15 protein-coding genes and 2 tRNA genes are annotated in these 14960 nt (G+C 36.4%); 16 read left to right on the forward strand and 1 reads right to left on the reverse strand.

Going from position 1 to position 14960, the window contains the following annotated elements; genetic code table 11:
- Window positions 1-8 precede the first annotated feature (8 nt).
- A complete protein-coding gene (locus EL194_RS02030; RefSeq protein WP_003774773.1) occupies window positions 9-857 on the forward strand; it encodes a PRD domain-containing protein in 849 nt (282 codons plus the stop codon).
- 41 nt (window positions 858-898) lie between these two features.
- On the opposite strand, the gene nagE is transcribed toward EL194_RS02030, so the two are convergent.
- Window positions 899-2335, reverse strand: coding sequence for an N-acetylglucosamine-specific PTS transporter subunit IIBC (gene nagE, locus EL194_RS02035; protein WP_003774776.1), 1437 nt, complete (start codon window positions 2333-2335; stop codon window positions 899-901).
- Between the two features lie 462 nt (window positions 2336-2797).
- Between nagE and EL194_RS02040 the strand changes: the two genes are divergently transcribed.
- The 15 genes from EL194_RS02040 to EL194_RS02110 all read left to right on the forward strand — a co-directional run bounded on the left by EL194_RS02040 (window position 2798) and on the right by EL194_RS02110 (window position 14811).
- A complete protein-coding gene (locus tag EL194_RS02040; RefSeq protein ID WP_034886701.1) occupies window positions 2798-5500 on the forward strand; it encodes a sigma 54-interacting transcriptional regulator in 2703 nt (900 codons plus the stop codon).
- Window positions 5497-6309, forward strand: coding sequence for a sugar phosphate isomerase/epimerase family protein (locus tag EL194_RS02045; RefSeq protein ID WP_003774779.1), 813 nt, complete (start codon window positions 5497-5499; stop codon window positions 6307-6309). The genes EL194_RS02040 and EL194_RS02045 overlap by 4 nt, the downstream gene beginning before the upstream one ends.
- A complete protein-coding gene (locus tag EL194_RS02050; protein WP_003774781.1) occupies window positions 6310-6723 on the forward strand; it encodes a PTS sugar transporter subunit IIA in 414 nt (137 codons plus the stop codon). It abuts the gene before it with no gap.
- 9 nt (window positions 6724-6732) lie between these two features.
- The gene (locus EL194_RS02055; RefSeq protein ID WP_003774783.1) at window positions 6733-7197 is read left to right on the forward strand and encodes a PTS sugar transporter subunit IIB; all 465 of its coding nucleotides are present in this window, start codon (window positions 6733-6735) and stop codon (window positions 7195-7197) included.
- 15 nt (window positions 7198-7212) lie between these two features.
- Window positions 7213-7983, forward strand: a complete 771-nt coding sequence (locus tag EL194_RS02060) for a PTS mannose/fructose/sorbose/N-acetylgalactosamine transporter subunit IIC (RefSeq protein WP_003774785.1) — start codon at window positions 7213-7215, stop codon at window positions 7981-7983.
- Window positions 7970-8794, forward strand: a complete 825-nt coding sequence (locus EL194_RS02065; protein WP_013853305.1) for a PTS system mannose/fructose/sorbose family transporter subunit IID — start codon at window positions 7970-7972, stop codon at window positions 8792-8794. Before EL194_RS02060 ends, EL194_RS02065 begins: the two co-directional genes overlap by 14 nt.
- A 9-nt stretch (window positions 8795-8803) precedes the next feature.
- Complete coding sequence (locus EL194_RS02070; protein WP_003774790.1) at window positions 8804-9799, forward strand: SIS domain-containing protein; 996 nt, start codon at window positions 8804-8806, stop codon at window positions 9797-9799.
- Between the two features lie 96 nt (window positions 9800-9895).
- Window positions 9896-9971 (forward strand) — tRNA-Val (locus EL194_RS02075).
- A 306-nt stretch (window positions 9972-10277) separates the two neighbouring features.
- Window positions 10278-11186: a hypothetical protein gene (locus EL194_RS02080; protein ID WP_126345107.1), complete on the forward strand. Its 909-nt coding sequence runs from the start codon at window positions 10278-10280 to the stop codon at window positions 11184-11186.
- Entirely contained in the window at window positions 11173-11775 is a 603-nt protein-coding gene (locus EL194_RS02085) for a hypothetical protein (RefSeq protein WP_003774793.1), read from the forward strand. Before EL194_RS02080 ends, EL194_RS02085 begins: the two co-directional genes overlap by 14 nt.
- Window positions 11772-12461: a hypothetical protein gene (locus EL194_RS02090; protein WP_003774796.1), complete on the forward strand. Its 690-nt coding sequence runs from the start codon at window positions 11772-11774 to the stop codon at window positions 12459-12461. The genes EL194_RS02085 and EL194_RS02090 overlap by 4 nt, the downstream gene beginning before the upstream one ends.
- On the forward strand, window positions 12448-13095 hold the full coding sequence (locus EL194_RS02095) for an ATP-binding cassette domain-containing protein (RefSeq protein WP_003774797.1): 648 nt from the start codon (window positions 12448-12450) through the stop codon (window positions 13093-13095). The genes EL194_RS02090 and EL194_RS02095 overlap by 14 nt, the downstream gene beginning before the upstream one ends.
- Complete coding sequence (locus EL194_RS02100) at window positions 13089-13598, forward strand: hypothetical protein (protein WP_003774800.1); 510 nt, start codon at window positions 13089-13091, stop codon at window positions 13596-13598. The genes EL194_RS02095 and EL194_RS02100 overlap by 7 nt, the downstream gene beginning before the upstream one ends.
- Before the next feature lie 137 nt (window positions 13599-13735).
- The gene (locus tag EL194_RS02105; RefSeq protein WP_003774802.1) at window positions 13736-14668 is read left to right on the forward strand and encodes an alpha/beta hydrolase; all 933 of its coding nucleotides are present in this window, start codon (window positions 13736-13738) and stop codon (window positions 14666-14668) included.
- Between the two features lie 67 nt (window positions 14669-14735).
- Window positions 14736-14811 (forward strand) — tRNA-Arg (locus EL194_RS02110).
- Window positions 14812-14960 lie beyond the last annotated feature (149 nt).

Raw genomic sequence — 14960 nt, forward strand, 5'->3', positions numbered from 1 at the left:
TTTTTGATATGCACATAACGAAAATCTTTAATAATAATTGTGTCGCTACATTTATCGATGGAGAAGACATGGTTGTTACGGGTTCAGGAATCGGTTTCCAACATAAAATAGGGGACGAAATAGATGCTTCACGCATCGAAAAGATGTTTAAAGTGGTAAGTGATAGCCAAGACGACTTTGAACAACTTCTTAATAAAATACCAGTGGATTATTTTGAAGCAACGCGCGCAATCGTTGAATATGCACATTCTGTTTTAGATACATCACTAAGTGACACGATAAACGTAGCACTGACAGATCATATTTACTACGCAGTATTAAGATCAAAAGATGATGTGGAATTGCCAGGGTTATTTACAGAAGAAATTAAAATGTATTATCCTGATGAATTTAAAGTAGGAGCATGGGCATTAAATTATATTAATAAGCGGTTTGAGGTAACACTTCCTCAAGATGAAATTGGGTATCTTGTTATTCACATCGTCAATGCAAGTAACGGGAATATATCGCATCAAGCTCAAAATACCATGATGTTTTTAAAGGATGTTATGGCGATTGTTCAAAGTGAATTGGGTATCGAGATGAATAGCAGTCAACCTGCATATACACGTCTTGCAACGCACTTAAAATATCTCGCCCAACGTATTATTGGGAATCAAAGTTCCAACCATCCATTTGATGAGAGCATTGGTGAACTTAATTTATTTATTGCAGCGAAGTTAAAAAAGTATAACGACTGTGTCGCAAAGATTAACCAATACGTTCACACACGATTTGATTATGAACTCTCAATGGATGAGCGCATGTATCTTGCAATACATCTATACCAAATTATGAAGCATGAAAAAAACCGGTAGCGATACCGGTTTTTTTATAGAGTAGGATATTACTTATTCTATTATTTAATTAAGTTTTTGAATTCATCGGCTACGAACTGAACGTTTGTACCAACGATAACTTGGAGACTGCTTCCACCAGGTCTTACGATTCCTGCTGCTCCAGTTCCCTTAATTGCTTTTTCATCAATATTTTCGGTTTCAAAGAGTTCAAGACGTAAGCGTGTTGTACAGTAGTCAACGCTTTTAACGTTTTCTTTACCACCAAGCGCATTAAGAATAATTTCTGCTTGATGTGCAAATTTACTGTCCGATGCAGTGAGAATTGTGTCATCTAGCAATACTTCTTCACGTCCTGGTGTTTTAATATTAAACTTAACAATCAAGAATCGGAAGAGTACGTAGTAGATTACAAAGTATACAACACCAAATACAACGATCATATAAGGTTTGTTTGCAAGTGGTAGACGTGAACTTAAGAATAAGTCTACAAATCCAGCACTAAATCCAAATCCTGCCGTCCATCCAAAGGATGAAACAATAAATAATGAAAGTCCTGTAAGGAGTGCATGTACTAAGTATAATGCAGGTGCAACGAACATAAATGAGAATTCAATCGGTTCTGTTACCCCAGTGAAGAATGCTGAGAAACCAGCTGCAAGCATGAGTGATCCCACAACCTTTTTATTTTCAGGTTTTGCGGATTGATACATAGCAAGACCAGCTCCACAAAGTCCAAACATCATAACAGGGAAGAAACCAGCTTGGTACATTCCGGTAATTCCTTTAACACCGGTACCACCCCAGAAGTTTCCAATGTCATTAATACCAATTGTATCAAACCAGAATACTGAGTTTAAAGCGTGGTGTAATCCTGTAGGGATTAAGAGACGGTTGAAGAACCCGAATAAACCTGCTCCAAGAGGACCCATGGATGAAATTGCGGTACCAAAGGATACAAGACCACCATAAACAATTGGCCAAATATATAGTAAAGCAATTGAGATTGGCATCATCACAACTGCAGTCATGATTGGCGCCAAGCGTTTACCACTAAAGAATGCGAGTGCGGTTGGGAGTTCTGTTTTGGAGAATTTGTTGTACATTAATGCACCAACTACCCCAGAAATAATACCAATAAAGGCATTATCAATTTTCCCAAATGCAGCATTAACGGCTTCAGGTGCAATACCTTTTAAGTTTGCTACAGATCCTACAGATAGTAATGTGGTAATCATTAAGAAACCAACAAGACCACTTAAGGAAGCAGCACCATCTTTATCATTTGATAATCCATAAGCAATCCCTACCGCAAAGATAATTGGTAGTTTTTCAATGATTGCTTTACCCGATCCAATTAAGAATGCGGCGAGAACACTGTTAGCTCCCCATCCAACAGGGTCAATCCAATAACCAATACCCATTAATAAACTTGCAGCCGGTAATACCGCTACTGGAAGCATTAAGGCACGGCCTAATTTCTGTAAATGTTTCATCATATAAGTCACTTCTCCTTTTCTATATGATTTAGAAATTGTTGCGTGAAGATATAAAAAGACCTACAAAAATAGCGTATCGCCATATTTGTAGGTCTTGCCTTCTTCAGTAACAATCCTATCTTACAAGCACATATTAGCATGAGGTGTAACCGCTGTCAATAAAAAGTGAAAGAAATGTGTGTCTTTATGTGATGAGTGGTAAATGAGGATATGATGAGACATTTAGAGAATTGAATGTTTTGAATTGGCTGTGTGGTAATCTAAGGGTATCAACGCACGTTTCGACAGTATCCCCATAATATCGGTTATTACTGATAATTAAGTGTCGAAAGTGGCGTTCAGTGTTAGAGCTTGGTGGATTTTAAGTGTTTTTGTCGAAGAATGATGAAACTAAAGACGAAATCTCATCCCCTTCGTACAATAGAGACAGTTAAAGTCACCATTGAAAAAGAAGGAGTATCTATGAATACAAAAGAACAAATTTATCAGTATCTTGTTTTCGAAACACAAATTCTACTCGATCATGACTTTTCCTTACTCACAACCACAGTAATCTCAGAATCGTTACACTTAAGCCGTTCCTTAGTATCGCAATACTTAAATGAATTATTTCAGGAAGGGCTCTTGATTAAGGTATCGTCTCGACCGGTGTATTACTTCGATAAACACGAATTTGAGAAGCGCTATCGTGTTCAAAATGTATCGCGTGAGTATTTAAGTGTTAAAGCGCTCATGGATGAAATACAGAGCTCGGAAGGGTATGATTCTTTCCAAGATTTAATTGGCTTTGATGGATCATTAAGTCACATCGTTCAACAAATTAAGTCTGCCTTGCTTTATCCAGGACGTGGATTACCAATTGTTTTGTTTGGAAAACGGGGAAGTGGTAAGGCGTATTTATCACGTATGATTCATAAATTTTGTGTGGAACATAATCTAATTCAAACAGGACAAAGTGTCTACCATCTAAAATTTATTGATCCGCAATGTGATTATGAACGCCTGCTTTTTGGTGATGAAACACAAAGTGGTTTGCTTGAACAAAAAGATATCGGTGTTCTTTACCTAGAACATGCAGATCGTATGCGTCCTGATATCCAATATCAAGTTTCAAATGTCATTAAAGATGGCTATTACACTAAAGATCGTAAGGTTGTGAAGGTTCATTGCCGTTTGGTTTTTGGAACCTCTTATAATCCAGAAGATGCATTTGATTATTCCTTACTTCAAAGTCTTCCAATTATATGCAAGATTCCGCACTTTGATCAACGCGGAACACAGGAAAAGGAACATTTCATCCTCAAATTCTTTAAACAAGAACAACAAAAACTCGGCTTAAAGATCTTTATTTCATACAAGCTGTTAGAGGCATTGCTTCAACTTAAATTTGATGAAGACATTCATGAGTTAAAAAAATGCATTACACGCATTTGCGCAACAGCCCTAGAATCAGCGCAACAAGGTGTCATGCATTGTCACTTATATCATTTACCAGAAGATAAATTGAACTACAGCATTTCAAATGAACAAGATATGAAGCAGCTTATTGAAATTGATACTTATGTTATTCATGAGTCAACGGATAAAATAGTACATCTATTTAAAAACATCTTAAAAGCGTTTAACAGTTTCCAAAGCAATCAGATATCGTATCGTGAGATGTTAGCACAAGATTTTGAGTCCATGCGTAATTATTATGATTTGATGATTTTTGATCAATCGTATAGCCTTCAAAAAGTATATGGACTTGAGAAAATTATTGATGATGTGCTTGAAGATGTGAAACAAAAAAACAAAATCAACATTCCCAGCAATTGCAGTTTTGTCTTATCACGGGTTTTGTTGTCATCATCACATGAAAAAATAAAACTTGATCGGTGGACGTATAAACATCGTAAGGATATCAATGCTTTATTAGAGTTTTTAAAAGAAGAAATGTATGACATCTTTATGATTTCAAATGAAATTTCAAAAATGATCTACCAAGCTTTAGAGTTAAAACTTAATGATTTCAATCTAATCTTTCTAATTTTAAATATCTATTTTTATAACGACAACATTAAACACAAAGATACGGCGGCCGTAATTGTATCGCATGGCTACTCCACTGCAAGCAGTATTGCGGATGCTGCCAATCAATTGTTAGAGGAACATATCTTTGATGCCTTTGATATGCCACTGGATAGTAGCAGTGAAGAAATCATTATGAAGGTGAATGACTATATCGCCTTAAATCCGTATTATAAGAATTTGATTTTACTGGTCGATATGGGATCGTTGGAATTGATTGGGGACCGCATTCTTAAAGATTTAAATGTTGGTGTCATTAATAACAGTTCAACGGCAATTGCCTTGCATATTGGTTCAATGGTTCGTCAAGAATATCCGCTGGAAGAAATCTTAGCGAAAGCTTCGAAGCAAGCCGTAACCAAGTATAAAATCTTGAATCGTGCAGAGAAGACAAAAGCCATGGTCTTTGTAAGTGATGCAGGGGTATCCGTTGCAGATCGGATGGTCAACCTCTTTAAACAATCCTTGCCTAAGTCCATTGATCTTCGTTTTATCCGGTATGACTTTAAAGAATTATTAACAAATGGTTTAAAGGATCCCTTATTTGATAAGTTTGAAGTGATGTTGATGGTGAAACCACACTCATTACCGCTGGATTCGATTCGCAGTGTAAGTTTGGAGGATATTGTCAGTTTTAAAGATATTTCCATTGTGGATAAGGCCTTGGAAGATTATTTGGATGTAGATGAGATTGAGGTGTTTAACCGAAATCTGCTTAAAAACTTTTCACTTCAAAATGTGATGCAAAATCTAACCATCTTAAATGCAAACAAACTTTTGAACTTTGTCAGTGATTCCACATCTCATTTAGAACGCAAGATGCAAAAGACATTCCAAAGTAAGACGATTGTCGGTATTTATATTCATGTCTGCTTTTTAATTGAACGTCTGGTAACCAAAACAGCTATTGACGACTATAAGGACGTGAAGCGCTTTGAGAAAGATCATCAAGCCTTTATTCGTGATGTGAATGATAGTTTTGGTCCTATGCTCGAACATTATAATGTCATGTTGCCGGTATCAGAGATTGCGCTCCTTTATGACTATATTGAAAATGATAAAAATCGAGAGCATGGAGAGGATGATTCATTTTGAAACTATCAGCAATGAACAGTCACTATCGATATTATAGTTTGAATACATTTTTTAAAACCATTTCAAGTCTAGGCTTTGATGCATGTGAAATATGGACCAGTCCACATCACTTCTTTGTGGATTACCAACAGTATGATGATCCTTTTGCACTCAAAACCCATGCAGAACATTTTGGGTTACAGATTATCGCAATCTGTCCTGAACAGACAAATCCAAAGCCTCATAACATGGCGACAGGATCTCTTGAACAACAAAATCGTGTGTATGCTTACTTCCGCAATATGATTGATATTGCGCATACAGTCGGTGCGAAACTGGTGGTGGTAACAAGTGGTTGGTCATTTTATGACGAACCCCTAGAAACAGCCTATCAACGCAGTGTCGCAATGATGCGAAGATTGTGTATTTATGCGCAAGAGCAAGGAATTCTTCTTGCCATTGAAGCATTACAACCTTATGAATCACGCTTGGTCAATACCATTCAAGATTTGAAAGCGTATCAAGATGCTGTGGCGTGTGAAAACTTAAAAATTTGTCTGGACCTTGGGGCAATGACCCAGGCTGAAGAAACAATTGATGATTACTTTAATGTTTTTAAAGAAGATATTGTTCATGTGCATTTTGTGGATTCAGGACATTGTGCATGGGGGGATGGACATCGAAACATGCAGGAAGATCTTATGAAATTTAATCAATATAAGTATCAAGGTTATTACTCGCTGGAAACAGCCAAACAATGTTATGAAACAAAACCAGGTGATGCGGATTTACAAAGTTTAACGAAATATAAAGAACAGGGAGGGATCTAAATGAAACACTATATTATCGCAAGTCATAAACACCTGGCCGAAGGATTCTACAGTGCCGTCAAAGCCATTGTCGGAGATGTGGATTCCGTTCATATTATTTCCGCCTACGTTGATCATCATGATCTCACACAAGAAATTATGATGTGCTTAGAGGGAATCCCACTAGAAGATGATTTGGTGGTCATGACGGATATTTATGGCGGAAGTGTCAATACAGAGTTTATGAAGTTATTGGGTAGCCGTGATTTCCATCTCATTGCTGGCGTTAACCTAGCGCTTATTATTTCAATCATGGTTGAAATTCAAGGCCCCATAACGCGTGAAGAACTTATTGAAAAGATTGAAGAGTGTCGTATGACCTTACGATATTGTAATGACGATCTTGTTGGAACAGACGTCGAAGAAGAATTTTAGGAGGAACTTATGATTGTATTATGTCGTGTTGACCATCGTCTCTTACATGGACAGGTTGCATTCTCTTGGACCAATGCCCTTGGTGCAGACTGTATCTTGATTGCAGATGATGATGTCGTTTCCGATGATATTTGGAAGACCACATTGAAATTGGCAAAACCAGCCAATGTTAAGTTAGTCATAAAGAATGTTGAAGATGCAATAAACGCATTAAACAGTGGCGTTACAGATAAGTATCAGCTGTTAATTGTCGTACGGACTATTGACGTTGCGTATAAGCTTGCGCAAGCATGTCCACAAATTCAATCTATTAACCTTGGTGGAACGAAAAAAGAAGGTGATGATGAACAAATCAGTAAAGCCATCTTTGTCAGTGAAACCGATAAGAAATTGTTGAAGGAACTAATGGATGCTGGAAAAGAAGTAGAAATACGGATGTTATCCAGCGACTCAAAGCAGGTAGTAAAACTATAAAAGGAGGAAGAATTCATGTTACAAGCAATATTGATTGGTTTAGTAGCGGCATTGGGTGTCTTCGGGGATCAACTGGGATCACTGTATATTAATCGCCCAATTATTCTTGGACCCATTGTTGGACTTATCTTAGGTGATGTTCAACAAGGTGTTATTATTGGTGCTACTTTAGAATTATTCTTTATGGGGGCCGTGTCAATTGGTGCCTATATTCCACCGGATGTAATTGTTGGTGGGACACTGGCTACAGCGTTTGCAATCTCGATGGGATCTGGAACTGAAGCAGCGATTGCGCTTGCTATGCCTCTTGCATTAATCTCACTTGCAATTGGAAATATCTTTAACGTTGTTAATTCCTTTATCCTACGCATAGCTGATAAATCGGCAGAGGCTGGTAGTGTTGGTGGTATTAAAACAGCGCACTGGAGTATTGGAATGATTACAGTAGTTCGTCGTTTCTTGTTAGTATTCCTTGGATTTTACTTCGGTGCTGAAGCAATGTCTAATGTTATTGCAGCAATACCAGAACAAATTATTGCCGGTATGGATGCGGCTGCGGGACTTCTTCCTGCACTTGGATTTGCGATGTTAATGCGTATGATCTTAAACAAGAAACTTGTACCATTTTATTTCTTAGGATTTGTTTTATCTGCTTATCTCAATGTACCGGTATTAGGGATTGCGATTATCGGTGTCATTATTGTGATTGAGAAATTTGACTTCTTAGGGGGCTTTAGACAAGCGCCAGCAGGATTAAATGTGGAGGACGATGATGATGACTTCTAACAACAGTGTAATTACCAAACAAGACATTACCAAGATGGCCTTCAATGCTGGAAGTTTAGGCATGGAGTTTTCTTGGAACTATGAACGTCAGATGCATCTTGCATTTGGCATGATGATGGATCCAACCCTTAAAAAAATCTATAAGGATGATCAAGAAGGTTATGCGGAAGCGTTACAACGTCATATTGAATTCTTTAATATTACACCCCAATTAGCGCCATTTGTTGGTGGTATTGTGTGTTCGATGGAAGAGAAACATAAAGATGGAGAGGTCGATGCAACGGCGATTAGTGCGATTAAAACGGCGTTAATGGGACCCTTATCTGGAATTGGAGATTCGATCTTTGTAGGGTGTATTCGAGTTATTGCATTAGGTGTTGGTTTATCACTTGCGATGAGTGGGAATATCCTAGGACCGATCGCTTACTTTTTAATCTATAACATCCCTGCTTTCTTAGCTCGTTATTTTGGAGCACATCTCGGTTACAATATTGGTTTTAATTATCTTGAGAAAATGCAACAGAGTGGTGTGATGGATAAAGTTCTTGCGGCAGCAGGTATTTTAGGGATCATGGTTATTGGTGGTATGTCGAAAGAAATGGTTTATACAGGATTGGCCTTACAAATTGGTACTGGAGAAACGGCACAACCCTTCCAAGAAATATTGGATGGTATTATGCCAGGACTTGTCGGTCTAGGAACAACATGGCTTTATTATTGGTTACTTAAGAAAAAAGTAAATCCCCTTATTCTTATTGTTGGGACGATGGTAGTAGGTATTGCTGGTGTTTATTTAGGAATCTTTGGATAGGAGAAACGTATGTTAAAATTTGATAAAGAAAAGCAATTAGCGAGTTTTAAAGGGGGATTAGCCCTTCGACCTGAAATTGAAAAGGTTGCCGATGCAATTCATGATAAAGGTTATAACGGTATCTATTTTGTAGGGATTGGAGGAACTTATGCTTCTGCACTCCAAGTTGCTCATCACGTAAAAGAGATGAGTTCACTGCCAATTTATGTGGAACATGCTGCGGAATACTTAGTAACCGGGAATAAGAACATTACTAAAGATTCAATTATCGTTTATTCTTCTGTAACTGGGACAACACAAGAGGTTGTGGCAGCGGTTAAGGTTTTAAAAGAAGTTGGGTGTACGATTGTCGCATTCGTCGATGAACCTAATTCAATCCTTGCGGAATTGGGTGATTACACCATCTCTTTCGGTCTGAATGAACAACTTAAGTTCTTTATGTTTATGGATCGTTTAATGCAACGTAAGGGTGATTTTGATGATTATGAAGCAATGTATCAAGAATTTGATCAATACTTACCTGAAGCACTTGTTGATGTGGAAATCAAAGCCGATGCATTTGGGGAAGCTTATGCGAAACGTCATCACGATGATGCCATGCATTACTTTGTAGGTGCAGGGAATCAATGGGGTGCAACGTACTCCTATGCAATGTGTTATTGGGAAGAACAACATTGGCTTCCTACAAAATCAATTACAGCACCTGAATTCTTCCATGGTATGTTTGAGATTGTCGAACGAGACACCCCTGTAACGATCTTCGTAGGAGAAGATACATCTCGTCCATTATCAACACGTGTTGTCGATTTTATTCCGCGTATATGCGCAAACTATGAAGTCATTGATAGTAAAGATTATGAACTGAAAGGGATCAGTGAAAAATATCGCGGTCACATTTGTCATCTTGTAATGATGGCGGTTAACCGTCGTATTGATGCTCATATTGAGAAAATAAACTGTCATCCTACAGAAATTCGTCGTTATTACCGACAATTGGATTATTAAGCGAAAACCCACTTTAAACAAGTGGGTTTTCTTTCTTAAATTTTCAGTTCAAACGCATTGTTATTCGCTTATACATATGTTAGACTTATCTTCCATGGAGGTTTAGCTCAGTTGGGAGAGCATCTGCCTTACAAGCAGAGGGTCAGCGGTTCGAGCCCGTTAACCTCCACCATTTTTATTCTGGATCACCCACGACGAGGGTGGTTTTTTTATGCTTTCTCATCTGTGGATTTTGAGTGTGGGTAATGCGTCTAATTTCAGGGCAAATAAAAATGGAAGACAAGGAAATCCAAGAACAGTTTAACTCAAAATTAAATGCACCTTTGTAGGTTCATTTTTGACTTACGGCTCCTTTTATGACTATAATGAAACCGCTAAGCTTTTGTTTTTTAGAAAAACAAGAGTAAACTCGGTAATAAATAGCGCATCATTTTTTGGGGAAATGGATGCAAATAGAATTTGGATAAGTGGGTGGGGAATGTTTATTAAGAGAAGAAATGAATTTCGGTATTATGTTTTGCTTTTTTGTGTATCACTATTTTTATTTGGCTTTATGTTCTTAAATGAATTGGATATCTATCAAATCATCGTTTCGTATTTCCAAAATAGTAACGAAAGTTTATTTAATTCTGATGTCGGGATATTCTTCTCAGACAGCAGTGAAATCACATTTATCAAATATACTTCAATTGAACTCCATAACGCACTGAAGTATTCAAGTTTTGAAGCGAGCTTAACAAGGGCTCTGTCACTTTTCCAAATCGTGGTTCCTTTACTTGCTTCATTTGCGGGATTAATAATGTATCAAAATCAAACCAGTTGTAATGTTTTAAAATCATACCGTGTAAAAAAATATCGTAACTTTATTCGCAATGAACAGTTAAGAATCGCGATAAGCGTGGCGGGTTCAATTTTTAGCGCATACGTTTTATATTACCTACTCATTCTATTTATAGGTGGAGGACGATTTGACGCATACACAATTCACACGGATTTATTTTTAGATGTACTTGGAAATAAGTTTTACTATCAACACCTCAAGTTTTATTATTTTTTACTGGGGATTGTAAAGTATTTACTCATTCCATTTGTTTTAGCCTATTTATCAACATCGATTGCGCTCTTCTCAACTAAAAAGAGTACGGTGGTGTTTGGGCTCTTAATTTATTATTTTGGTCTCTCGGTTCTTATGTTTCCTCTGGTTTCTGTGGGAACAATTGATAAGTTTCCAATTGCCATGTTGTTTGCGCCATCCACTATTTTTTCTATTAGTGATTACAATACAGCGCCCACAATACTGCTTTTTATCACAAACTCAATGCCCCTTATTTTAGGTTATGTATTATTTAACCATAAGACGCGAGGTAAGCATCTTGAGATTAGTTAGAAAAGCAGCATTTGCAGGCTATATCATGTATATTAGCTTTATATTTTTGATCGGTAATGCAGCTTCATTCCAAAATCTTTTCAATGATATATATTTTGTTATTGGTACGATTGTCTTGTACTTTTCGATCTATATAAAAGAAGATTGTGAGATGATGACGGTACATCGATATGGCTCAAAAATAAATTTTGCTTTAAAAACAATTGGGAACGCTGTGTATCATGCTTCAGTGCTTTATTTTAGTTTAGTTCTATTTTATTTGATCCTATCAATCTATTTTTATTCGGGTTTCGATTTTTATTATTTTCTGAAAATAATGGTGCTGGTGGTAGTGTTAGGGATATCGGAAGTGCTCGTAAAACTTTTACGTCTTGGCTCAAAGTTACCCATAACAAGTTTTGTAGAATTTCTGTTAATTCTTTCCTCTACAAGTTACTATATGCCAATATTGGATAATCCCATGAATCCGTTATACATTTTTTATCATTTAGAAGGCTTAAATTGTGGGGTGATTATTTTAAACTATCTACCCTATGTATTCTTGTTGATGTTAGTTTTCTACTTAAAAATGGAGGATTTGGAATTATGACAGTATTGATTTATTTTATCACCTTGATACTTGGAATTATAATCTCTTCACTCCAAATGTTCCCAGGCCCGCATGGAGTCATAACATTGAGTGATCTTATGAATGTATTATATTTAAACTTTAATAGTTTTCCTTTGTACGGAATTGATCAAGCAAGCATTCAAAATGTCATTGTGTTTACGTTAATTACAATTACATTAATGAATACCGTTTTAAGGGAATTTAAAGACTTACAATCATTTTATGGTCTCTTACTTTATCGGAAGAATATAATCACTTCTTATACAGTTCTAGCGAAGTATCATGTTTTGAATGCAATTAAGATGATGGTCATGACCTTTTTATTTTTTGTTTTCATGACTTTAGTCTATAAAAGTACATTAACTACAATGCTTGTGACCATATTTTATCTCACCCGATTAACAAGTCTAATGCTAGCGATTGGACTGTTATTTGAAGCAATTAGTATCCGGTTCAGTGAGAATTTGGTTATATCAATTTTTCCATATTTTATGATTATGATTATGATATCAATTGATTATTACAGTTCAATAAGTATTGTTTCTTTTGTTGGTGTATTAGAACTTGAATTGATGCGAATGATTTTAGCTTTCGCTTTTGTTTTAATTGCCTTCGGAGGTTCCATACTTATTTTAAAAAGGAGTATTTATTATGATTCAATTTAATGCCGTTTCTAAAAAGTTTAAAGACCTACTTCTTTTTGAAGATGTCAATATTAATATAAGAGAAGGAAAAAAGACCGCAATCGTAGGTCCAAACGGTAGTGGTAAGAGTGTGTTATTGAAACTCATCGTCGGCTACTCTGCCCCAACATTAGGGAGTATTGTGATTGATGGGAAGAAATTGCAGCAGGATATCGATTTTGTACCCAATGGCGGTGTAAGTATTAATGCGCCAGAGTTTATTGGTTCATTAACAGGACTTGAAAACCTTCGTGAAATTGCACGCATTCGAAGATGTGTGAAAGAAGCGGATATTATCCTTCTCGCTAAAAAGGTTAATTTTGAAGCGGAGTTATCTAAGAAATATAAAACGTATTCCTTAGGAATGAAACAAAAAATGAGATTGATTCAAGCTTTAATGGAACGTCCTGATTACTTAATCCTTGATGAACCCTTTGATGGACTGGATCGATTAAGTAAAAAAATTGTGATAGAAATGTTGGATGAATATGTTGAAGAAACAGGATGTACCCTTGTTTTTACCAATCATGGGGAAGAAGTTTTTGAAATTGCCGATGTTGTATATGAAATTGATGATAAAAAACTAAGACTCATCAAAGGGGAATCGGAATGTTAATGAAAAGACGGGTTCTCATTTTTTCGTTACTTATAACACTCATTCTTGTTGGATGTACACATCAAGAAGAACCGACATTGTCATTAAATGAAGAAGTGTTAAAGGAAATTAGAAATTCCGCATTTATTTTTAATGATAACTATAAGGATCCGGTAATTAAATCCTATTCCGATCGTTATACTCAATATTATTTATCGCTTGGCGATCACAATAACGCCACAATTTATCAAGTAGTGATGGATAGCGAGAAAGATGAAATTCTTGAAATTGTAAAATCTGAAGAAGTGCCATTGATTGAGAAGCCAGGTTTTGGATACTATTTTGAGGCTGAATACAATGATACAAGTTATGAATCAGATTTTATCTACCTCGATTTTGATCGTCATTTTTTAAGAGTGTGTATTTTAGAGTCAAATCCGAGTGATTATCCAGCCACCGACATCCACGCTTACGGTCAAAATTTTTATCTAGAACCAACCGCTTTAGATTATTTAGATCAATAATGCATTGTTTTAATTGATTTGAATCCTGCAATTTTTCACAGAACCTGTTGTTAAGGTTCTGTTTTTTATAGATTTACAAACTTAATAATCTATGTTATTCTTTTATTGCTTTGAATATCAAAGTATATGAGGTGACAATGAAACATTTAAAAAAATTAATAATCGTTGCGGGTATATTGGTGGTACTACTTGGTTTTGCGGGTGGGTACTTCTTTAAACTTGCATTGATCCCGGGGGATAAAGATTTTATAGACGCTGATGTGAAAGCTGTATGGAAGCCCGATCAAGAATGGTTAAAATCGGTGAATAAAACGTCTCAAGAACTTGTCAGTGATTCCGGATTGAAACTTAAAGCGTGGTATGTTCCTGCGAAAACAGAAACGAAAGATACAATATTAGTTGCACACGGTTATAGCAATAACAAAGACCGTGTGGGTCATTATATCCGACTGTTCCATGAGATGGGATTTAATGTGCTCGCACCAGATGCACGATCACATGGTGAAAGTGAGGGAAACCTTATTGGATTTGGTTGGCCAGAGCGATTTGATATTGAAGCTTGGGTCCAAAAAATCATAAATCAAAATGGTGAAGATTCTCGAATTGCATTATTTGGTCTTAGTATGGGAGCATCAACGGTAATGATGGCAAGTGGTCTTGATCTCCCAGACAATGTCATGGCTGTGATTGAAGATTGCGGTTATACCAGTGTTGCAGATCAACTGTCTTATAAACTCAAAGATATGTATAATCTACCCGCCTTTCCAATGATTCCAATTACAAGTATGATTACGCAAGTCAAAGCAGGCTTTAATTTCTATGAAGCATCTGCAGTCGAGTCTTTAAAACGAAGCACGTTGCCTACGTTATTCATTCATGGGGATGCAGATGACTTTGTACCTTATGAGATGTTGGATACCTTATACCAAGCACATCCTGGTCCCAAAGAAAAGATCGTAATAAAAGGTGCAAATCATGCAGAGAGTTATGAAAAAGATCCTGTATATTACAAAAAATCCATTGAGTCATTTCTGACTCGTTATTTAACTCAAACACCAAATAATTCTTAACCTCAAAGAATGAAATACGGTCTTTTTAAAATATCAATTCTATGGTATTATATCCATGCATTGATATGCGTCCGTGGCGCAAGGGATAGCGCGTTTGATTCCGGTTCAAAAGGTTGCAGGTTCGATTCCTGTCGGGCGTGCCAATTTATAATTAATTAAGAGTCTCAAGATATTATCTTGAGACTTTTTTCTTTCGTTGAAATCATTAGGTTCTTCAGCTTTAGAGGGATTAATCTACACATAACTATAATATGAATAGGTGTGCGTTTATGGTACATTTAAGGAAAGGGGG

This window comes from Erysipelothrix rhusiopathiae, assembly GCF_900637845.1.
GTDB classification, from domain to species: domain Bacteria; phylum Bacillota_I; class Bacilli_A; order Erysipelotrichales; family Erysipelotrichaceae; genus Erysipelothrix; species Erysipelothrix rhusiopathiae.

Coding starts and splice junctions, on each gene's coding strand:
- EL194_RS02030 (WP_003774773.1), top strand. CDS start 9: ATGCACATAACGAAAATCTTTAATAATAATTGTGTCGCTACATTTATC.
- nagE (WP_003774776.1), bottom strand. CDS start 2,335: ATGATGAAACATTTACAGAAATTAGGCCGTGCCTTAATGCTTCCAGTA.
- EL194_RS02040 (WP_034886701.1), top strand. CDS start 2,798: ATGAATACAAAAGAACAAATTTATCAGTATCTTGTTTTCGAAACACAA.
- EL194_RS02050 (WP_003774781.1), top strand. CDS start 6,310: ATGAAACACTATATTATCGCAAGTCATAAACACCTGGCCGAAGGATTC.
- EL194_RS02055 (WP_003774783.1), top strand. CDS start 6,733: ATGATTGTATTATGTCGTGTTGACCATCGTCTCTTACATGGACAGGTT.
- EL194_RS02060 (WP_003774785.1), top strand. CDS start 7,213: ATGTTACAAGCAATATTGATTGGTTTAGTAGCGGCATTGGGTGTCTTC.
- EL194_RS02065 (WP_013853305.1), top strand. CDS start 7,970: ATGATGACTTCTAACAACAGTGTAATTACCAAACAAGACATTACCAAG.
- EL194_RS02070 (WP_003774790.1), top strand. CDS start 8,804: ATGTTAAAATTTGATAAAGAAAAGCAATTAGCGAGTTTTAAAGGGGGA.
- EL194_RS02080 (WP_126345107.1), top strand. CDS start 10,278: ATGTTTATTAAGAGAAGAAATGAATTTCGGTATTATGTTTTGCTTTTT.
- EL194_RS02090 (WP_003774796.1), top strand. CDS start 11,772: ATGACAGTATTGATTTATTTTATCACCTTGATACTTGGAATTATAATC.
- EL194_RS02095 (WP_003774797.1), top strand. CDS start 12,448: ATGATTCAATTTAATGCCGTTTCTAAAAAGTTTAAAGACCTACTTCTT.
- EL194_RS02100 (WP_003774800.1), top strand. CDS start 13,089: ATGTTAATGAAAAGACGGGTTCTCATTTTTTCGTTACTTATAACACTC.
- EL194_RS02105 (WP_003774802.1), top strand. CDS start 13,736: ATGAAACATTTAAAAAAATTAATAATCGTTGCGGGTATATTGGTGGTA.